Here is a 22,183-nt window from a genome sequence, read left to right on the forward strand (position 1 = left end):
GCTGCATGACAAATTTTGTCATGCAGCTTTTTACGTTTCAGCCAGGCTTTATTTAGTATTTAAATACTTTACCACCAACCATTACTTCCTGTTTAACTTCATCAAAAGTTGCTTTCTGTCCTGTTCTGGCAGCAGCATTGGTCATGATATTGGCAATAGAATGGTAATAACCAGCCTCAACCGGTGCATTTGGTTCCTTACGGCTTCTTACACACTCCATCCAGTTACGCATGTGTGCTGAAGTTAGTTTATCACCACCTGTATTGGCCGAGGCAACCACTTTTTCTGCCATATCTGATAACTTTAGTTCCGGCAATAAATTGGCCTTCATATTCATTGCTGCGGCTGCCTTAGCGTCTAAGCCACCTTTTGGAGAAACCATATTGGTATTCAGGTTGAGCTCACCACCATTGGAATAATAGATCTCTGCCGGATTTTCATCCCCATTGTGCATTCTGGAGGTGAATACAACCTGGAATCCGTTTTGAGGATCATTTGTTTTACCATAGTCAAATACCGCTGTAGTAGTATCCCAGTTCCTGCGGCCATCTTTCCACTGGTAAATGCCACCATTCGCTACCACACTTCGTGGATGTTTTAAACCGGTAAACCAGTGGACAGTATCAATCTGGTGAGACATCCACTGACCAGGCATGCCTGATGAATAAGGCCAGAACAAACGATACTCTAAATATTTGCGTGGATCCCAGGCTTCAAAAGGACGATTGATGAGGAAACGTTTCCAATCGGTATCCTCTTGCTTTAACATCGCCACCAGGTCAGGCCTGCGCCAACGACCAGGTTGATTTACATTCCAGCTCAATTCAACCATGGTGATGTCACCAAATTTACCATCCTTGATGAATTGTGACGCCGCTTTGTAATTGTTCCCACTTCTGCGCTGAGACCCGATTTGAACAATCTGTTTAGAAGCTTTTACTGCCTTTAATGCCATGCGTGCATCTTCCATAGTTTCCGCAAATGGTTTTTCACAATACACATCACATTTGTTATTGACAGCCTCAGTCGCATGAAAGGCATGTTGGAAATCTGCCGTGCTCACGATTACTGCATCTATATCTTTCAGGTTGTACAGCTCATCATTATTGCGGCAGGCTGTAATGTCGTGGCCAAACTGTTTTTTTAGGTGATCAACACCCAGACCTCTGCGGTAGTTCCATAAATCTGAAACGGCTACGATATCGAAATTAAGTTCCTTATGGTGGTTCATAAAACTCGGAAGCAAGGAACCCTTGAAACGATCAGAGAAACCGACTACGCCCACTCTAACGCGGTCATTTGCCCCAATAATATTTCCATAGCTCTTGGCACTCATGCCCATGGTACCCAAATAAGTTCCGGCAGCTGCGATGGCTGACTGCTTGATAAATTTTCTTCTTGACGCTAACATATTTATGCTGGTTTAAAGTTCTTTTAATTTGATGCTTCTGAAGGATACGAAATCGCCATGATCCTGCAGCAGGATATGACCTTTAGGTGCCATACCAAAGTTTTTCCAGTTTTTGTATTTGCTTTCAGCAACCAGGGTGTTAAACTCTGCTGATCCACGGGTGTACTCCAATATTTTGAAACCATTTAAATAGTATTCAATCTTATTGTTTGGATACACCATGATCACCCCTTTATTCCATTCCCCGATTTTGCGCTGTGCATTTGGGATTTTTTTACTGGTGATTAAGTCGTACAACGAACCCAGCGTACGGTTGCCATTTTTACCCAATTTCGCATCGGGATGGCGCTCGTCATCCAGAATCTGATATTCCGGGCCAATAGCAGAACCTTTGTTGCCTTCAGTTAGCGTCACAAAATATTTGACACCACTGTTTGCACCTTCTGATAATTTGAAATCAAACTTTAAAATGAATGCACCATATTCTTTATCGGTTACAACATCTCCACCGTTGGTTGACTCTGCACCGTTAGACTTCATCACGCTCAGTTCACCGTCTTTAATTTGCCACCCTTTTTCAGGAAATGTGCTTTGATAAGCACCTCGCCAGCCTTTGGTTGTTTTTCCATCCCATAATAAGGCATAACCGTTGGCTTTTTCTTGTCCCGATAAATCATTCGGGATCAGGTTGGCTACAAAAATATCGTCTGTTTTAGAAGGTTTTAGGTTTTCTGTCTGAATCCTGATGTTCCGCCAACGGATTTGCTTACCCGGCTCATCATTTTTACCAATGGCATGAACCTGTAAGGCGATAAAGCCAGCTGGCGTCATATTGTCTACCACGCTTGCCGTTGGAACACCATTAATCCAGGTTCTGATGGAATTGCCAATACATTCTATACGGTATTTGTTCCATGCTCCTTTTTTGAAAGCAAGTTTACCTTTTGGATTGGTATCCATGGTATACAACCAGCCACGTCTGGCTTCATCATAAATGCCGCCGCTATAGGCACGATCAGATGGATCTACCTCAACCTGGTAGCCATGCACACGGCCATTGTTATAATCGGCTTTGCTTTCGCTCCTGATCTGTACTCCTGAGTTCATGGAATTGTCGACCAGCAAGTCGAGTTCCAGGATAAAATCTCCGTAATTCTTCTCTGTTGCCAGGAAGGAATTGGGTGTGTCACGCACCGTAGTACCGATGATTTCACCATTTTTCACTTCATATAGTGCTTTTCCATTGAGCTGTTTCCAGCCAGAAAGATCTTTTCCATTAAATAGGTTTTGCCATTTCCCGGTTTGTGCATGCAGACTGGTGCTCACAGCTGCAAAAACAATACTGGTTAATACGATTAGTTTCTTGGTTTTCATTGTTGTTGTGTAGGTTTAAATTTATTTTTTACTAAAGTCTTTGGCTTGTCTGTTGATGCCTTCTGCAGGTACAACCATACCTGAACTGACAATGATACGGTATTTGAAAGTCACAGATTCGCCCGGGGCTAAGGTCAGGCTAAGTTTCTCTTTTCCTTTACTAAATACGTCCTGACCCAGGGGATTTGCTGCAAATAACCCGTAATCACGCGCATGCCAGTAGGTTGGATAACCCGGATTTCCCGGATGGTCGATCATCGTAATGCCCACATGTTGTCCGTTTTTTAAGCCAGAAAGCATACACCAGTTGCCGCGTGTACCCCAGGCATCATTACCCTTTTTACCGGCACTGGTTAAATAGTCACCGTTGGCTCCATTGTTACGTGGCGTAATCTTGGTCACGATGCCATTGTTGTCTTTAAATTCTTCAACTTTATCAGAAGGGATTTCCAGTTCCTTAGTCACGCGTACGCCCAATAAACCGTCTTTGACATCTTTAAAACGAACGGTGTCTTTTTGCGCGGTAAGTGTCGTCACCCGGTCAATGGTACGTAAGTCATGTGTTCCGCTGAAAGTGAAGGTGGTATTTTCCTTAAGTAATACGGTTTTATCCTGTTTTTCCCAATTGGCAGTGTAACTGAGTTGCCCACTGGTTAAGCCATGCTGCATTTTAGTCACCTTAACATTCCTGATCCAGCCATATCCGGATTTTTTCTCTGCAGGGATGTTGTAAGAATTATTCCAGAAATCCAATCCGTTTACACTTTCGTAATTAAACCAGAGACCAACATGGTGCGGGTGGTCTGTTCTTTCATTATCCCTGTTTTGTAAAGGAAATCCCCGTGTTACCGTAATTCCACTGGCTGTAATTAGGGGATAAAGGATCGGCTTTTCCAGATTTTCGGGATACATGAAATTCGTAAATCTTTTGCCATCGATGAGCACTTCAACTTTGTTTTCCTTCGGAACTGATAAAAAGCTTACTTTTTTGGTCTGCGCATGCACTTGTGTACCCAGGAGACAAAGGCCTATAAAAATACTTCTGTTCATAACATTTGGTTTGTGTGTTCGGACACAGTCCGTATTTGGTCCTTAAATATACCGCTCTTAAAACACAATCGGCCTAAAAACTCAGTTTATTATCAAATTAATTTACGAAAACGATTGAGTAACTATAGAACTCAGCAGAATAACTCTTATTATTGTCAGCAATAATCACTGGCCAATGAATCGTAAGCATTTTGTATCTCTTGTACTGAGTAGTGGGCTGGTCATGTCTGTAAAAGATTTAGAAGCAGCTACAGATCATCACCCTGTAAAAGCAGTCAGGATACCGCCATATCTGTATACGGGTCATACCATCGGCATTACTGCTCCGGCAGGTTACGTCACGCCGGAACAAATAGATCCGGCTGTTAAACTGATGGAAAGCTGGGGCTTTAATATCAAAATTGGAAATACAATAGGCAAGAGGGACTTTAGCCTGGGCGGCACGGATGAAGAGCGTGCCGCGGATTTTCAGCAAATGCTCGACGACCCAAAAATACATGCGATCATGTGCGCCCGGGGTGGCTATGGGGTCATCCGCATCATTGACCGGCTCAATTTCGATCGTTTCAAAAACAATCCCAAATGGATTATTGGCTTTAGTGATATTACTGTATTTCATTGTCACCTGAACCGTAAACTGGGTATAGCGTCGATTCATTCTAAAATGTGCAATAGCTTTCCGTCAGACTGGTCTAAGGCTGAACCCATCCAGATTGAGACCATACTTTCTATCAAACAGGCATTAAGTGGGGCTGCACTAAAATATACTGGCCCGGCACTGGCCATCAACCGGGCAGGAAGGGCAGAGGCCGAGCTTGTCGGGGGCAACCTCAGCATTATTGAAACACTCGCTGCCAGCGAATCTGATTTGGATACTGAAGGTAAAATTTTGTTTATAGAGGATACAGGCGAATATGCATATAGTATTGACCGCATGTTCTGGAATTTGAAACGCAGCGGAAAGCTGAGCAAATTAAAAGGATTGATTATTGGTGGTTTTAAACTTAAGCCAGATGATCCGGGCGATGAATTTGGGCGGACTGTTTATGATATTATCTTAGAAAAAATTAAAGAATATGAATATCCGGTCTGTTTTGATTTTCCTGTAGGCCATCAAAAGAATAACTTTGCACTAAAATGTGGTGTTCAATACCTCCTTAATGTAGATGCTAATGGAAGTTCCCTCTTATCCCGTTAACCCGGCAGCAATCCGGCTCTCTGCTCTGGCCAGACAAATCCAACAAGCTATTGAGGGGGTATTTGGACAACAAACGTTCTGGATTATTGCCGACATCACCAACCATACCTATAAACCACAAAGCAATTACCATTATTTTGAATTGGTTGAAAAAGAACAATCTTCTTCTAAAATTGTGGCTCGTATAGCCGGACGCGCCTGGGGAAATGCCTGTGTAAACATCAGTAATTTTGAGCGGGTTACCGGGCAACAGTTCAAAAACGATATCAACGTATTGATCCAGGTTTCTGTACAGTACAGCACCGCTTTTGGTCTACAGTTGAATTTGCTGGATATCGACACCAATTTCACGCTTGGGCTGTTTGAACAGCAACGTAAAGAAACCATTGCGCGATTAATCCGGGAAAATCCGGGATTTATACAACTTTCAGGATCAGAGTTTATTACGAGAAATAAACAATTGTCATTAAACCGGGTCATTCAGCGCATTGCGGTAATTTCTTCTGCAACATCTGCTGGCTACCAGGATTTCAGACATACATTGGATCACAATGCTTTTGGCTACCGCTTTGAGGTAGATGATTTTTTCTCTATGGTACAGGGCGAAGCAAACGCCAGGCAGTTTTTGTCTAAATTAATCGAGGTGTTTGAGTCTGATCGTCAATACGATGCTTTGTTCATCATCAGAGGCGGTGGCTCACAGACAGATTTTCTCATTTTTGACAATTATGAATTGAGCAGGGCCATCGCTAAATTCCCAATTCCTGTAATTACGGGTATTGGCCACCAGAAAAATGAAACCATTGTGGATTTAATGGCACACACTGCTACAAAAACCCCAACTAAAGCTGCTGAACTGATCATTGCTCACAATAAGTCCTTCGAGGAATCTTTAAGCGCTATGCAAAAAATGATGCTGATTAAAACCTATCAACTCATTAACCATCATAAAGATAGACTGGTACAGCTAAACCAGATTACGATTCATACCAGCAGAGATCTTTTACAACATCACCACAGAAATATGCTTCAGCTTTCCGGCCTTATACTGACCAACCCTAGGATCATCATTTCCAACAAACGGAAAGACCTGAACAACTTATTGTGTAATATTCAGACTTACAGTAGAATGTATTTTACCAATAAAAGGGGATATATCGGTCATTTTCAGTCTGTGGTTAGACTGATGAGTCCTCAAAATATTTTAAACAAAGGCTTTGCAATACTTAAGGTAAATGGAAAAATTGCAAGTGACAGCAGTGCGGTTCTGCCTGGCACACGACTGACAGTAACTACCGCAGATGCAGAAATTTTAACAATCGTAGAATCTAAAAAAGAAATAGATGGAAGAGAATTTAACCTATGAAAATGCTTACCGGGAGCTGGCAGAGATTGCCCAGGAAATTGAAACAGAATCGGTTTCTGTGGATGTCCTTGCCGAAAAGGTGAAGCGTGCATCAGACCTCATTGAGTTTTGCCAGCTGAAATTACGCGCAACAGAAACTGAAGTGAATAAGATCATCAAGCAGATGGAAAACCCACCTGCCTGACTAAAATTACATTTTACTTAATATCTCTTTTTTCTTGGCGTCAAATTCTTCCTTGGTCAGAATTTGCTCATCAAATAACAATTTGAGTTTTTGAAGCTGGATAACGGGATCCGTGTTGGCTTTATATGCCGTCATCTCTTCTTTTTTGTCATCCAATACCTTACCCATTTCCATACCAAAGCCCAATTGTAAGCCGGCACCTGCCAACCCACCTTCGTTGCGCGCAGCATCACGAAGGGCTTTTAGTTTTTCAATTTCGATATAAGTCAGTCCACCTTCGGCAGCAGCACGGCTTTCTGCAGTGATGTCTGCAATTTTGCCTACCCGCTGTTGGGTGTCTTTATCAAAGGAGGTACCCTGAATTTTAAAATCTTTAAGTGCAAAACCAAGGTTATTAAATTCAATATTTAATTTTTCCTTCAAAGCTTCAGAAAGTGTATTCAACTCAGCGTCAATCTGCAGGTAGGATAGTTTTGCCTGCGCCAAATGTGAAATCAGCTGTTGTGGCAATCTAGAAAGCAATAAAGACTTGGAGTCAGCAGTGGTATACTGATCTTTCGAACCTACAATATCTTTAAAAAATAATGCAGGATCATTGATGTGCATGGAATAGTTACCGTACATGCCCAACTCTACCGGGAGTTTATACTCAGGATCCAGGTATTTAACCGGAGCGGGAGTACCCCAGCTTTGGTTGACAATATCCGCTTTGCGGTAAAAATAAATGTGAAGTTTATGTTCACTTTCAAAAAGTTGCATAAACTTAACCAAATTGGTGATGAAAGGGTAGTTGTCCGTTTGAAGATGAAACAGGCCTTCTTCAGTAATCACCTCCTTAATCTCACCTTCATATACAATAATACAGCCCTGTCCCGGAGCAATGATCAGCTGACTTGCGTCTTTAATTTCATCCGTTGAAGCCGGAAATTTATACAGCAACAATTCTGGTTGTTGATCTTTCCACTCAATAACTGTTCTTAACTGCCTTTTAAAAAAATCTCCTATTCCCATAATTAATCTAGTTTATAGTTTCCTGTTACCTGGCCTTTGAAGTCCAGCAAAACCATTTCATCGCTGCTCAAAGTGCCCACATATCCCGATTTAAACTTTGTTAAAGCGTTTACGCGTTCTCCGCCAGGAATTTCACTGGTCCATTCAACTGCCCCGGTATTGCGGTTTATTTGTTGAAGTTTATAACTGCTTTTTGGATTGGCATCAGCTTTAAATCGGATAATGAGCGTATTGCCGTCGTCAAATGCCACTGCTGGAGAGAAGTATAACCGGCCCGGAGTAAGGTCCTTCCAGCTGTTAATTCTGCCCCTTTGTTTGCTATAGTTGCTTAGTAATACCTTGGTATAAGGGTCTCGGTCTGTAAATATACCGGAGCCACCATAATCTTTACCCCATGATATATTTTCGGCAATGTCCTTTGGTCCACCGCCATTGTCTTTATAATTGATCTGTAGCAATTGCAATTTTTCTTCAGGGTAGTCCGAACTTGTTGAAGTGAAAACAAAATATGTCTTGTCTTTAGCGCCAGGAAGTAAAGTGTTAAATCCAATCTGGGCATTGTAATAGGCATCTTCATCGTACAGTTTTTGTACCAATGGATAATAAAAACGTTTTTTTCCATCATTGGTGAGGAGAATTAAACCATCACCATTGTCTTCATATACAAATTCCATAGTCGCTACACCAACCTGAAGTTCCTGTTTGGCGTTGAAGAAACGTTTACCCGCTTCTACCATTTTAAAGTTTTCTTTGTCTAACATCAGGAGCGAAGACTTGTCGTTAATCGCATAAGTATTGCCGTCTGAAAATGTGCGGATTTTGAAATCACTACTGGAAAGACTTTTATCACTGATTTTTTCTTCAGCAAGCAATTTCTTCGTCAAAGGATTATAAAAGGCTAAATACGTCCCTTCCTTGTCTTTGTTTACGTTGGAACGGTAACGACGGTTTTCCATAAACATCACCACAGGTTGCTGTGTACTGGTTTGAAGGAAACTGAAATTCTGATATCGGCTGGAACTATAACCTTGATCTTCTTCGCGCTCTGTAACACCGGCAGAATAGACCGCTGCCGTATTTGAACTCCTTTTGCTTCCAAAAATAACTGTTAATGTATTGATTACAATCACCAGTGCAAAAGCAACACCCGCAAAGATTCCAATTACCTTAATTGCCCTGTTGTTATTGGTTGTGTAATTGGGTCTGTTGTGGTTGTAGTTATGGTTGTAATTTATTGTGACATCATTATCATCCAGAAAATATTCCGTCTGGCAGTTGTTACAGCGGTAAAAATCAATTCTCAATTCAGTTTTATCCGTACTGCCACACTGCGGGCATTTGATCGCTTTAATTTCTTTGGCCATTTATTACATGCTGTTTTTGTTAAAACATTACTACGTTAACAAATAAAAGCAAAAAATAGTTTTGCCCGCTGCAATTATACCATTAAAATTCTACAACCAGTTGTTGAGTTTATACCATTTAACAGTTTGTGTAATTCCTTTCTCCAGATTAAACTGCGGATCATACTGCAGGTCTGTTTTTGCAGCGTCGATATTACAAGCCCAGTTGATGGCCGTTAGCTCTGACATTTTCTCCTTGTTCAGAGCGGGGGTATCTTTTCTGTTTTTATACAGGAAATCCATTACCGTAGCCATTAAACTAACTACAGATACCGGGAGATGAAACTTAATGGTACGCTTATGTAAAGCCTTCCTGGTGAAATCAGCCAGGGCGTAGCGGTCATAAGCATGGCCATCAGAGATGTTATATTTCTTTTGAACCGTCTTACTCGATAGCGCAGCGATCACCACATCCACCAGATCTTTCACATATACAAAACTCAATTGCTGTTTAAACCGACCGATATGAGGCTCTAAACCACCGTTGATGCTTTTAAATAAAATGAATAAATCCTTTTCACGTGGGCCATATACGGCCGTCGGTCGTATGGTAATTAGAGGCAATTGCTTGAATTCAGCAAGATATTGTTCTGCCAGTAATTTGCTGGCGCCATAATTGGTAACCGGACGAGGCGCTGTATTGTCTTTGATTTCCTGGCTTAAATCGTCTAGCGGACCAACAGCCGCCAGACTACTTAAAAATATAAATTTTTCCAGTGGAAAATGCGCCGTGCTGGCTGCAAGGGCTAAATTTTGTGTATAGCCTGCATTTACCAGGTCATATTCAGCCTTGGTTTTTGCCTTGGTAATTCCGGCAGCATGAATGATATAATGATATTGTTTCTCTTCCAGCTCTTGCTTTAAAGCCGGTACAGAGGTATAGTCAAGATGTGTATACTGAATGTTCAGTCCTTTAAGATGTGTTTTGTCACTGCTGGGTCTTACCGCAGCAAAGACTTCTAAACCTGCAATAACCGCAGCTTCAATCAAATGGTAACCCACAAATCCACTTGCACCGGTAATCAATACCCGCTTCTTTTCCGTCATCCTATAAGGTCTTCTCGTAGATCCTGTATTTTTTATAAGGATCACCTTTAATTGCTAAAATTGCATTGTTTACCAGGTCATTGTGTTCCAATGTCCAACCTGCTTCAGCATATTCAAAACCTTTGGCACGGTAAGATTTGATGATGTTTCCATAAATACAGGCTTCAATTCCCATTTTACGATAACCGTCAACCACACCCAATAACAGAATCCGGATGCCCTTTACCTTCTTCTTACCCAATAACAGCTTGAAAATACCGGTAGGCAAGAGGCGACCCTTTTTAATCTTGATTTGAATTTGGTTCATATCCGGGATTGCCGCACCAAAACCAACCAATTTGCCATCCTGTTCGGCAACAAAGCAAAAGTCAGGATCCAGCACCAGTTTTAAATCTTTAGCCTGGTAATCGAATTCCTCGTCATTTAAGGGCACAAAACCAGCATTTTTATCCCATGCTTTATTGTAAACTTCCCGCAGGTTTGCTGCTTCCTGTTTAAAATTCTTCATGTTTATTTTACGGATCACGATGTTGTTTCTCTTCAAACGTTCTTCCAAACGGTCCATGAGCTTTACCGAACGATCGTCATAATTGTCTCCGTTAAACTTCCAGGCTATCAGATCAACGTTTTTTTGTAACCCCCAGTGCTCCAGTAAAGCCGGATAATAAGTTGCATTGTAAGGCATCATCACCACCGGCGGGGAATCAAAACCTTCAATCAACAAACCACAAGATTCATTGGTCGAAAAATTAACAGGTCCAAGGATTTTACCTGTAACACCTTTATCCTTTACCCATTTTGCGGCTGTATCTAATAACAAATTGGCTGCTTCCTGATCGTTAACACAATCAAAGAAACCAAAAAAGCCATCACTTCCTTTGTGCAGGGCATTGTAATTGTTATTCAATATTGCTGCGATCCTGCCAATCACTTTTTCACCGTTGTAAAGTAAAAAACACTGCAATGAAGAGTGTTTGTGAAAGGGGTGGGTCGTTAATAAATCCCGTTGCGCAATAAACAGTTCCGGAACATAGTTCGGATCTGCCTGGTACAAATCATGTGGGAAATCTATAAATGTTGCTAATTGTTTCTTTGTGCTAACGGCAACAATGGTTTTCATATGGTTTCTTGAAAAGATTTAACCTGTACCTCTTTTGCAGCAGCAGAAAGCTTTTCTACAGCTTCTTCAATCTGTTCAAAGGTATGGGTAGCCATTAAGGAGAATCTGATCAGTGAAGAATCTGAAGGCACTGCAGGTGAAACCACAGGATTTACAAAGATTCCATTATTGCTCAGGATATTGGTAACCAGGAAGGTCTTATCATTGTCGCGGATGTAAACCGGAATGATCGGACTGTCGGTATGACCGATGTCAAAACCAGCTTCCTGTAATAATTTTTTTGCGTAATTGGTATTGTCCCACAAACGGTCAATACGCTCTGGTTCCGATTCAATAATATCTAATGCAGCAATTACACTGGCTACCGCCGAAGGAGGCATACTTGCGCTAAACATCAGCGAACGTGCACGATGTTTTACGAATTCAATGGTTTCCTCGTTGCCGGCAATAAATCCACCTAAAGAGGCTAATGATTTACTGAACGTACCCATAATCAGATCAACCTTATCCGTCATGCCAAAATGTGAAGCTGTTCCTGAACCGTTAAAGCCAATAACACCTAAACTGTGTGCATCATCCATCATGATATTTGCACCAAATTCATCAGCAATCTTTACAATTTCAGGCAAATTAACCAAATCACCTTCCATACTGAAGATCCCGTCAGCAACAATCAATTTTGCTGCATCTTCAGGTAACCTGCTTAATTTTTTACGCAGATCATCCATATCATTGTGTGCGTATTTAATGGATCTGGAGAAAGATAATCTACTGCCATCAATGATCGATGCATGGTCATATTCATCCAGAATTAAATAATCATTTCTGTCCAGTAAACAGGAGATTACGCCCAGGTTAACCTGAAATCCAGTACTGAATAATACTGCAGCTTCTTTGCCAACATAAGCTGCAAGTCTTTTCTCCAGTTCAATATGGATATCTAAAGTTCCATTCAAAAATCTGGAGCCTGCACAACCTGTACCATACTTATCAATTGCTTTCTTAGCCGCTTCTTTTATCTTAGGATGATTGGTCAATCCAAGGTAGGAGTTGGAGCCAAACATCAGCACCTTCTTTCCATCTATCACTACTTCTGTATCTTGGCCTGACTCTATTGCCCGAAAATAAGGATACAACCCTTTTTCCTTAATCGCCGTAGCATCTTTAAAAGCTGCTATCCTATCGTATAATTTTTTGCGCATGCTGGTACTTTGTATATTTTGCTCACAGAACGTTTAGTTGATGTATGGTTATTCTTAAAAAGTATTATTTGTTCTGTCTTTAACAACACTTTGTTTTCGTTTACAAATTTTGACAATTTAGTTAAATAAGTCAAATAAAATAAAAACTTCCCAAAGCTAAGATCATAAACACAGAAAACAAAACTTGAAGCCAACCAAGTTTCAATATATTACTTTTTAAAATAAAATTTACAATTTTCTTATAATTTTATTCCATCAAAGCCTGTTGTTACAACCCAATCCGGAAATCAACTGCTCAATATACCCAAATAAAATCCTATAATCAGCAAACAAAATATTAAATAATTGGGGAAGCTATATTTTGACTCCCATAACAGGGTAGGTAAGTCCTTAGCTTAAGTGTATTAACTATTTCTGATGAGGTTTTCAAACAAAAATTAAAATGCTTTGTTTAATGATATAATTAGATAATTATACTTATAACTGACACTAAGCATGAATTTTAAGCAAAAAAATGCTTATTTTTGTACAAATTTTTAAACATTAATGAAGATATTTATTACAGGCCTTCCGTTAGAAGTAGGGGAAGATGAATTAACAGCCGTATTTGGTGATTTCGGTCAAGTAAAATCACTTAGGATTATCAAAGATCGCGAGACTGGTCAAAGTCGTGGATTTGGATTTGTGGAAATGCCCGTTGATGAAGAGGCAAGAGAAGCAATCAAACGCATGAACGGTGGCGATTATAACGGTAACCGCATCAAAGTTGCTGAAGCACAAGAAAAACCAAATACTGGTGGTGGTGGTGCAGGTGGTGGCTTTAGACGCAATAACCGCACAGAAAAAAGCTATTAATTAGCTCATTCAATTTGCTGATTCTATTTTAGAACAATGTATATAGGACGGCAGTTGCGAATAAATCACGACTGCTGTTTTTATTTCTGTTCTGACGAAGGTGGGTTTTAGTCGTGCTTAAATAGAGCATTGACTAAACTTTTCCACTTTTAAATCTGGGCATGCTGTTTTCTTTCCCGATAGCGGTTAAGCAAAATATTTTAATAGTTTTGCTAAAGAAATGAAAAACATGCTTAAAAAGTATTTGAAATTTAACCTGCTCTTTGCCCTGATTTTTGTTTTACAGCTGACGGCAGAAGCCTGGCAAATCACACTACTCAGGCAAATCTCCAAACCCTGCATAGCGATATCTTTGATGCTTTTGCTTGCTTCCGAAACTGCGCTTAAAGGCAGGTTTCACAAAAGAGTATTTGCGGGACTGATCTTTGGCCTTGCAGGTGATATTTTTCTCCTGTTTGCTTCAGGAAATGAATCTTATTTCCTATGGGGGCTTTTCTCCTTTTTGATCGGTCATATTTGTTATACCAGTGCTTTTTATCTCGATTTTAAGTCAGCCCCTGAGTTGGATAAGCGCGGGGCCAGAATTGCGATTGGCACTTGCGCAATACTGGTCATTGGTTTTTATCTGTATTTGAGGCCGTATCTCGGTCACATGAAGCTGCCGGTGATGATCTATATGCTGGTGATCAGCATGATGGTCATGATGGCTTGTTTCAGGAACCTTCGGGTAAACGCCATTAGTTTTAATTTAATCCTGACAGGCGCCATACTTTTTATGATTTCAGATGCAATCCTGGCCTATAATAAATTTGTTCAACCCTTTAGTACCGGTCAGATCATCATTATGTCCAGCTACATGGCAGCACAATACCTGATCACCATAGGCGCTTCAACGCGCAAGTTGCTCAACTAATGTTTGTTAGTATCAAGAATAGTGAAGGTTTGAACCAATCGTTCTCCATTTTCATCAACCAGCGTTAAGGTGTGTTTACCCGGATTGGGACTAAGCTCCAGTTGATGGTAATTTTTAGTTGTTCCCACATAAGCATTGTCTATATGCCAGTATATTTTCGCATTGGCATCCCGATGCGTGGCATTGAGTACAACTTTACCCCGGCGACCGTCAAATTCTAGGGGAACGTAGATGCTGGTATTGTTTTTAGGGTAGATCATCTCCATCACATAATTTCCGGCGGCATCACTGCAACCTGGCTTAAAAGGAGGTAATATTTTGTAATCACTATGTTTTATTTTATAATAATATTCCATAGCAGGAGGTAAAATAAACCAGGACTGATGTACCATATTTCCAGGAGATTCACACACATCGGTCACCCGATATTGACCGGTAGGATCCAGGTGTACCAGTTTATGAAAGGGACATAATGCTGTACGTTCGCCCGCGGGTGAAACCAATTCTTCGATGACTTCATTGCAATATGTACCAGCTTTATAGCCACTCTGTTTGCAAATACGCATTTTTTTTAAATTGTGTTTTGGTGTTTGAAACCATTTTCCCGCTGGTAACTGCTTAAAAATATCAAACAGGACCGGAGCTGCCACGTCAATACCCGTTAAACCCGGGCGGCCTTCTCCATCGGCATTGCCTACCCAAACACAAACGACATATTGTGGTGTTAAGCCAATCGCCCAACCATCGCGGAAGCCAAAACTGGTTCCGGTTTTCCAGGCTACGCGTTGTGCAGAGGAAAATTGTTCCCAGAGGCCTTCTTCGCCCGGGCGCATCAGCTCTTCCATCGCATTAAAGGTGTTCCATATGGAGGCGTAATCAAAATTTGAACTCAGCTCTGCTTCAAAGCGGTCGAAACGTTCGTCTCTTTGTCCTGCAACATATAAAGGCGCATCGTAATCGTGTATATTATACTTCCCCTGATAGTTGTTAAAATGGTTTAGGGTACGCGCCATGCCCAGATATGCTTTTGCCAGATCCCACATGGTGACCTCGCTGCCGCCAAGAATAAGGGATAAACCATAGTGATCTGCCGGCTTATTCAGTGTACTGATACCGAGTTTTTTCAGTTTATCATAAAAACGCTGGTATTTATAATTCTGCAGCATCTTTACTGCCGGAATATTCAAAGACCTGCTCAGGGCTTTGTCGGCAGGAATTGCACCATCATAACCAAGGTCGTAGTTTTGCGGGGAATAGCCGTTAATTTGTGTGGGAACATCAGGAACCAATGTTTTAGGCAACAGAAATCCATCGTTCATCATGCTGGCATATAATAGCGGCTTTAAGGTGCTACCCGGACTCCGTGCTGCTTTAATCATATCCACATGGCTTTCCAGCTCTTTATGTTCTGGCTGATAGATATTGCCCACATAACTGATTACTGATCCTTTACTGACATCTAACACAAGAGCCGCAATGTTATTGATGTCGTTTGCCCTGTAGCGGTTGTTGTAACGCTTAAGCAACCCGTTCACCTTGAGCTGAAGCTCATAGTTTAGTGTAGAAATAATTTTTGTGCTTTCTATTCCCAGGGCTTTACGCTCCGCTTTAAAACGATTGAGCAAATGAGGTGCATTTTGGGGTAAAGGTTGCGGTTTACCAGGAATTGGCTCTAGTTTAGATAAATTAGCACTGGCCTGATCAATCATGTGCAATGCTGCCACTTTATCCAGTAAGTCGTTTCTCTTTTTGATCAGTTTCGTGGAGTTCTTGCCTGGATGCACCAGGGAAGGGCTATTTGGCAATACAGCAAGCGTTGCCATTTCGCCCCAGGAAAGACTGCCCGCACTGCGACCAAAATAGCGCCAGGCAGCAGCATCTAAGCCCACTACATTGCTGCCAAAAGGTGCATGTGTGGCATATAGATTTAAAATCTCTTTTTTGGAATAGCGCAACTCCAGTCTGAAAGCCAAAATTACTTCAATCAATTTTTGCCATACCGTTCTACTTTCCCTGCGTGACAATCGAATCACCTGCATGCTTAGGGTACTACCACCACTAACCACACTTTTTGCCTTGAAATTTTGACGCAAGGCGCGGCCCATCGCCAGCGGATCAATACCAATGTGACTGTAAAATCGCTTATCTTCAAAGGCAATGATGCAATCCGCAAATTTCTCCGGAATGCTGTCTGCCATTGGAAAGCGCCACTGTCCGTCCCTTGCAATCGCAGCGCTGAGTAATTCGCCATTGGATGCCTCCACTACGTAGGATGTAGGGCTCACAAATAACCTGGAGGGTAAACAGAACCAAAACCAGACGAACATTGCCAGGCAAATGCCATCGCTGATCATCAGTTTTGGTTCATAAAGGATATTTTTTAGCATTTTATTTAATTACCTGCACCCATTTCCCTGCCTCAGTTGCACTGATGTTATTGTTATACATCGCTTCACATTGTACTGCCGATAGATAATATTTACCAATGTAAGATGCATTCAATAACACCTTATAAGTTACTGTTTGATTTTCCCTGAGGTTGAAATAGGTAAATACGCGATCGTCCCGGATATCCCGGTAAGTATAAGGAGCGGAAGCTAGCATGCTCTCATTATCATTCAGCCTGGTATTGATGATCTCCCATCCCGATGGGAAGATCTGAGTCAATGCCATTTGCTCATAATAACCCATTCTACCCGGATTTCTCAGGGTTACTTCCGCGTAAAAATCAGTTCCTTGTTTTAGTAAAGCCGGATCCAGCGTTTTACCATTTAGTAATTTATAGCTGATACTCATGTCGAGCACTTCAGGATTATTTGGCAGAAAATTATTCTGACCGGCAGCAGGCTGTCCCTGCAAAATCAATCTTGCAAAAAGCACCCGGTCTCCGGTATTCGTAATGCTCAGGTTATTGCCTCCTTTGAAGCCAAGTGCCGTCGTATTTAAGAATTGATTGCCATTCACCTGACCTTTATTTCCATCTATAACATAGCTATATTTAAGGTTGTTGCTGGCTTTGTTGGCGCCACAGAATTTAGCAATGGCCAATAAACTATAGGCGGTAGTCTGCGTACTATACCAGGTTTCCTGTCCTAGTTTTTGGGCCAGTGACTGCAACACCCTGCCTGCTTCTGCTTTACGGCCCATGAGTATCATGGTTTCCAGAATCATGGCTTCATCTCTCACGTCTGAGCCATAAGTTCCGCCAAGTTGTGTATATGGATTTTGCTCAATCGCTAAGCCCCTGATCAATGCATTTGCTGCATCGGTTTGCCCGGCTAATTTATAAGCTGCAGCCAAACGCCATTTGGCTGTCACAGATAAATACTGGAAGCCGCGCAACCTATTCATTGCCGCCATTTCAGGTCGTTTAGCTAAGGCTAGAACATACAAACGGTAAGACTGAGAAAGATCACCACCATAGAAATTGGTGCTGTTTGGAGCCCATCCATTGGCTTTCGTTTTTAAGTAGCGCAATAGCTCGTCCAGCATACCGACTGGCATGGTATAACCAGCGTTCTGTGCTTCTACAAGGAAATGGCCGGCATAATTGCTGCCCCATTCATCTGCTGTATTCTCTCCAGGCCAGTAAGCAAGACCACCGTCGGTTGCCTGGTAGCCACGCAATCGGTTGATGCCTGCTTTTAGATTGGCTTCTGTACTTGTTTGTTGTTGTGCGGAAAGCGGCGCCAGCTGATTTAAGTACAACTGTGGAAATATCGCAGAAGTAACCTGCTCCACGCAACCATGTGGGTATTGAACCAGGTAACTCAATCGTTTTTTTAAGTTGATCGGAGGGATGGATGATATTTCTAGACTTCCCGAATTGGTTCCTGCTATCCCGATCGGGTTGTAACGGGTACCCCAGTTTTTGCCAGGTTCAATCACCGCAGAAAGTACATTGGTTACAAAAGGACTTGGATTTCGGATATCCAATTCCACATCATAAACTGTTTTTTCTGCGCCACTTTGCGCAATCAACTTAATTTTTGCGATACCAGTCAGTTCAGGAGCCTGAACTTCAAAGTAAGCCATTTGCTCTCCAGGTTGTTTGAAACTAAGCTGTATGGCTTTATTACCCTGTACGTTTAAGTTTTGCGTTTGCAGTGTTAAGGTCACATTTTTCAGGTTTTTCTCTGTAGCAAATACCGTAGCAGGTAAGGTAAAGGTTTCACCTGGTCCGATTACGCGGGGAACAGTAGCCAGCAACATCAAAGGTTTTTTAACCTGTACCGATTTTTCGGTTGCACCATATGCTCCGTCTTGTCCGGCAATAACCATGGCACGAACTGCGCCGATGTACTGCGGAAGTTTAAACTGGTGTGTTTTATTTTCACCTTTGCCCAAAGCAAAAGGCCCAAGGTATTTGACCACAGGAACAAAACGGTTTGCCTTAGCCGGATTTAGGTTCCGGTTTACACTGCCGTCACCACCAATACTCAGGATCCGTTCCAGGTTTCCACCCCATGCACCCAATACATAGTCGAACAAATCCCAGGTTTTTACACCCAAACCTTCACGTGCATAGAATACCGGATGCGGATCAGGAGTTTTGAACCTGGTTAAATCCAATAAACCCTCATCTACAATAGCAATGGTATAGGTCATGGCCTTACCATTTTGTTCAGATACAGTGATGCTGCTTAAGGTTTCAGGCTTCAACTTATCGGCCATTTTTATGACAGGTTTCAGTATGGTTTCCGGATCTTCAATTAACAATGGAATTGCACCATACATACGGATAGGCAAATCGTTTACAGTCTGTGCATGTGGTTGCAGCAAGGTTACATTGGCAAAAACATTTGGCGCCATGTTTTTCTCTGCCTTAAAGGTAAACTGTGTCTGGCCTGCCTTGGTGTCGGTCCAGAAAGTTTTCAATACCCGGCTACCATTCTCAATAGAAATCAAGGCCCGGCCACCATCTCCCGATGGGATGGTCAGCACCACATCTTCACCAACCTTAAATTTCGTTTTGTTGGCTGTAAAGGATAACATGGCTGCTTCTGTCGGATTACTCGACTGTTCGCGTTGTGCCCATCCCGGCCAGTCTACATAAACTGATTTTCCAGTGACGTGACCACCATTTACATCTCTTACGAGGATCAGGAAACGACCCCATTCTGGTTCATCCAATCTTAAATTCCAACTACCCTTACCATCTGACAGGGTAATGTTCTGTTTGCTGATTATTTTGTTATAACTGTTTTGCGTAAAATTGGCATAAGAATTTTCATTGTCCTGATCCCACCACCAGCGCCATTGAACCTTGTACAGCTCTACGTCCACCGTTTTCGCTCCGCTAACCAGCTTACCATTCCGGTCTACATTTACAATTTCAATTTTATGATCTTTACCGGTCAGCAACATTCCGCTCATTTTATCACCTTCAGGCGTTTTTATACCATAGTAATTGTTATAAACATGGTAGGGAATGCTAAAGTTATCTATGCTGAAATTACCACCGGCTTCAAATACCTTGGTAGAGAAATTGGCTTTAAGCATGCCCGGAGCCGTATTGTTCTCATTTAAATTGGTATTCACAATTGCCGAACCATTTTCATTTAGCGTACCTTCAAAAATGGTTTTAACCTGCGATTCGAAGTTCACCGTTGGGTTGTCAAAAGTAAATGCTTCAAAGCCTTTAAACGTGGTTTTCATGGTGTTCAGGTTCACATCTACCTTCGCTTTCAAGTTTTTGCCAGGTGCACCGAACAGCCAGGTGGCAGACAGGCTGGCTGTAGAACCCGGACCTGAAGCCAGGTAGGTACGGTTACCGATGTCAAAATTGATTTTTAGCCTGTTCGGCATCACGGTTTCAATTTTCAGTGTCTTGGTAAAGGTGGCGCCGCCAGCTTTTACTTTAGCCATCCAGTTGCCGGTTGGCGCTGTACTTTCAGTTGCTGTTCTAAAGGCATAAAAACCATTTAAAGGTTTTCCGTTAATGATCTTTTTAACCAGTTGCCCATGTGGGTTATATAATTCAAAAGTAACCGGATAACCTCCAGGTAGTTTTTTGAGTTTATCTTCCAGCACAAAAGACACAAATACGGAATCGCCTGGCCGCCACACACCACGCTCACCATAAATAAAGCCTTTTAATCCATTCTGAACCACATCACCACCAACATCAAAACGGCTTAAGGGCAAAGAGTTGCCATCATCAAGTTTCAGATAACCGCGTTCATCGCCATTTTTGGCGATCAGCAGGAAGGGTTTTCTTTTCAAATCGAAAGTAGCCATACCATCTCCATCAGTTTTTACGGTATGGATGAGCTGGCGCTGATAGTCCAGCAATTCCAGCGTTATGCCACTTAGCGCTTTGGTACTTAGCAGGTCTGTAGCCACAATCAGCATGCTGTTGTCATTGCCGCGTTTGGCAATCAAGCCAATATTTGAAGCCATTAAATTTCTACTGGCCCAACGCTCATTGGTGTAGTAAGAAGGCGTACATGGATTGTCGCGATCTTCCCAGCGATAGTTATTTGGATAATAACTATTGTACCGCTCCCAAAATTCATCATCTTCATCTATTTTTTCGCCATAACCATTGTATTCATCACCGTTATCATCTGTGGCAATCGAACCATCTCCATTGTCCTTTTCTGCACATTTAAATACATTATATTGTTGTCTGAAACCAATGGTTACACGATATAGTGCACCCGGCTCTGTACGGATAATCTTGTCCAAGTCAAGCGTAAAACGATGCTTTTTATGTAAATCCAATGCCTTATCTTCATCCAGTCTGATCGTTTTCTGAATGATCGGCTTACCTACACGGCGCAATTCCTGGCCATCTTTATAATTGTTGGTCTGAAAAAACTGAGGTATGTTGTTTTCATATATCTTGATCACCGTAACATCCACAGCCTTTAAATTTACCGCTTCAAAAGGGAGCACCAGTTTTCCGGAATTGGGCAGGATCGTGCCGTTTCCGGCGATCGTAACTGAAGGTAGTTTATTCTCAAAAATGATGTTTGCAGCTTTAGCAGCTTGTAGTTTCTTACTGTTGATGTTTTCTACACCAGCATCAACGCTTAAAGTGTAAGTGCCTTCCAGACTTTGAGGGGAATAGATTTTTACCTGGCTGCCATCAATGGTATACTTAGGGTCAGATACACCACTCAGTGAGATCAAACCGTTTAAATCCTGTCCCACAGCAATAGGTTCTGAGAACTGCACCAATGCAAAATCTTCCATATCCTGAACAGCCTTCATATCCAACACCTTAAATACTCCTGAAGCTGGTACCACTACAATTTCCTCACCTTTATTATCGGCTCCGATTTCCGATCCAGACCAAATCAGATTTAAGGATACTTCTTGTTTGGCTTTTTTAATGCTGTCCACAACAAATGTTGAAGTGTTATTGGCTGGATTGTGCTGCCATTTCACCTTCAAAGTTTGTGGGAATTCGATTTTCAGGGATTGCTCAATGGCTTTTGCATCTTCCTGATCCGAAGTACTGATTTCTCCGCTCAACTTCATATAATCTAAAGTGGTGTTATTTTGTGAAACCAGTCCGTTCTGACTGAGCTTCATTCCTGGGGTAATGACTTTAAAGTCAAACTCGAACTCTTCCAATCCCTTTTCTGTATCCTGAATTTTAGCTAAGTTTAATGTAGCCTCATAAGTTTTTCCCGGTTTAAGATCTTCTTCCGGTCTGAATTCTACAGTCTGCGCATCGATCCAGTAAGTTTTACCCTTTACTGAAGGGGAGAAACTGAACAGGTCACGGCTGTCGGCCACGCCAATATCGGCCATCGTTTTAACCTGGCTGGCCAAGTGAACCCGAATGAAACTTTTCTTTGAAACGGTACCCGAAGTGTAGGCCTCAATGTATTTGGCATATTTCTGATTGTAATCGTTAGGCCGCTGTTTTTTTAATATCAATACTGCGGCTAGTCCAATGAGGGCTATTGCTACCGCGACAATCAGTGGCTTTTTATTCCTTTTTAGAAAGGAAGGTTGTTGGGATGATTCCATAAGCTGGGTAATGTAATAATTAGATGTGTAGGAAAATTAGGGAAAATGATTGTAAAGCAAAAA

At 41.8% G+C, this 22,183-nt stretch carries 15 protein-coding genes; 5 read left to right on the plus strand and 10 right to left on the minus strand.

All coding sequences use genetic code 11. The features are described 5' to 3' along the window. Positions 1–52: 52 nt before the first annotated feature. The 3 genes from IM797_RS00005 to IM797_RS00015 are packed head-to-tail and all read right to left on the minus strand — an operon-like array spanning position 53 to position 3,835. A complete protein-coding gene (locus IM797_RS00005; protein WP_194125034.1) occupies positions 53–1,411 on the minus strand; it encodes a Gfo/Idh/MocA family protein in 1,359 nt (452 codons plus the stop codon). 12 nt (positions 1,412–1,423) lie between these two features. Next, complete coding sequence (locus IM797_RS00010) at positions 1,424–2,785, minus strand: DUF1080 domain-containing protein (RefSeq protein WP_194125035.1); 1,362 nt, start codon at positions 2,783–2,785, stop codon at positions 1,424–1,426. A gap of 21 nt (positions 2,786–2,806) precedes the next feature. Continuing rightward, complete coding sequence (locus IM797_RS00015; protein WP_194125036.1) at positions 2,807–3,835, minus strand: PmoA family protein; 1,029 nt, start codon at positions 3,833–3,835, stop codon at positions 2,807–2,809. Positions 3,836–4,010: 175 nt separating this feature from the next. Between IM797_RS00015 and IM797_RS00020 the strand changes: the two genes are divergently transcribed. The 3 genes from IM797_RS00020 to xseB are packed head-to-tail and all read left to right on the plus strand — an operon-like array spanning position 4,011 to position 6,583. Continuing rightward, positions 4,011–5,033 carry an LD-carboxypeptidase gene (locus tag IM797_RS00020; RefSeq protein WP_194125037.1) on the plus strand — a complete coding sequence of 341 codons (1,023 nt, stop codon included), beginning with the start codon at positions 4,011–4,013 and terminating at the stop codon, positions 5,031–5,033. Further along, positions 5,008–6,399, plus strand: coding sequence for an exodeoxyribonuclease VII large subunit (xseA, locus tag IM797_RS00025; protein WP_194125038.1), 1,392 nt, complete (start codon positions 5,008–5,010; stop codon positions 6,397–6,399). Before IM797_RS00020 ends, xseA begins: the two co-directional genes overlap by 26 nt. After that, positions 6,377–6,583 (plus strand): exodeoxyribonuclease VII small subunit, encoded by a 207-nt coding sequence (xseB, locus tag IM797_RS00030; protein ID WP_194125039.1) that lies wholly within the window; start codon positions 6,377–6,379, stop codon positions 6,581–6,583. The genes xseA and xseB overlap by 23 nt, the downstream gene beginning before the upstream one ends. Positions 6,584–6,589: 6 nt before the next feature. Here xseB and IM797_RS00035 read toward each other — a convergent pair whose 3' ends face one another. From IM797_RS00035 to IM797_RS00055, 5 genes are all read right to left on the minus strand, one after another. Beyond that, positions 6,590–7,594, minus strand: a complete 1,005-nt coding sequence (locus tag IM797_RS00035; RefSeq protein ID WP_194125040.1) for an SPFH domain-containing protein — start codon at positions 7,592–7,594, stop codon at positions 6,590–6,592. 2 nt (positions 7,595–7,596) lie between these two features. Next, complete coding sequence (locus IM797_RS00040) at positions 7,597–8,958, minus strand: hypothetical protein (RefSeq protein ID WP_194125041.1); 1,362 nt, start codon at positions 8,956–8,958, stop codon at positions 7,597–7,599. Positions 8,959–9,048: 90 nt separating this feature from the next. Beyond that, the gene (locus IM797_RS00045; RefSeq protein WP_194125042.1) at positions 9,049–10,044 is read right to left on the minus strand and encodes an NAD(P)-dependent oxidoreductase; all 996 of its coding nucleotides are present in this window, start codon (positions 10,042–10,044) and stop codon (positions 9,049–9,051) included. Between the two features lies 1 nt (position 10,045). Continuing rightward, on the minus strand, positions 10,046–11,164 hold the full coding sequence (locus IM797_RS00050; protein WP_194125044.1) for a hypothetical protein: 1,119 nt from the start codon (positions 11,162–11,164) through the stop codon (positions 10,046–10,048). Continuing rightward, positions 11,161–12,366, minus strand: a complete 1,206-nt coding sequence (locus IM797_RS00055) for an aminotransferase class I/II-fold pyridoxal phosphate-dependent enzyme (protein ID WP_194125045.1) — start codon at positions 12,364–12,366, stop codon at positions 11,161–11,163. The genes IM797_RS00050 and IM797_RS00055 overlap by 4 nt, the downstream gene beginning before the upstream one ends. A gap of 546 nt (positions 12,367–12,912) precedes the next feature. Between IM797_RS00055 and IM797_RS00060 the strand changes: the two genes are divergently transcribed. Both IM797_RS00060 and IM797_RS00065 read left to right on the plus strand, forming a co-directional pair. Next, the gene (locus tag IM797_RS00060) at positions 12,913–13,221 is read left to right on the plus strand and encodes an RNA-binding protein (protein ID WP_194125046.1); all 309 of its coding nucleotides are present in this window, start codon (positions 12,913–12,915) and stop codon (positions 13,219–13,221) included. 229 nt (positions 13,222–13,450) lie between these two features. Further along, a complete protein-coding gene (locus IM797_RS00065) occupies positions 13,451–14,134 on the plus strand; it encodes a lysoplasmalogenase (protein WP_194125047.1) in 684 nt (227 codons plus the stop codon). On the opposite strand, the gene pbpC is transcribed toward IM797_RS00065, so the two are convergent. Together pbpC and IM797_RS00075 are read right to left on the minus strand one after the other, a co-directional pair. Beyond that, entirely contained in the window at positions 14,131–16,521 is a 2,391-nt protein-coding gene (gene pbpC / locus IM797_RS00070) for a penicillin-binding protein 1C (protein WP_194125049.1), read from the minus strand. The genes IM797_RS00065 and pbpC overlap by 4 nt on opposite strands. 1 nt (position 16,522) lies before the next feature. After that, the gene (locus IM797_RS00075; RefSeq protein WP_194125051.1) at positions 16,523–22,120 is read right to left on the minus strand and encodes an MG2 domain-containing protein; all 5,598 of its coding nucleotides are present in this window, start codon (positions 22,118–22,120) and stop codon (positions 16,523–16,525) included. Positions 22,121–22,183: the final 63 nt, after the last annotated feature.

This window comes from Pedobacter sp. MC2016-24, from assembly GCF_015223055.1.
Classification (GTDB): Bacteria; Bacteroidota; Bacteroidia; order Sphingobacteriales; family Sphingobacteriaceae; genus Pedobacter.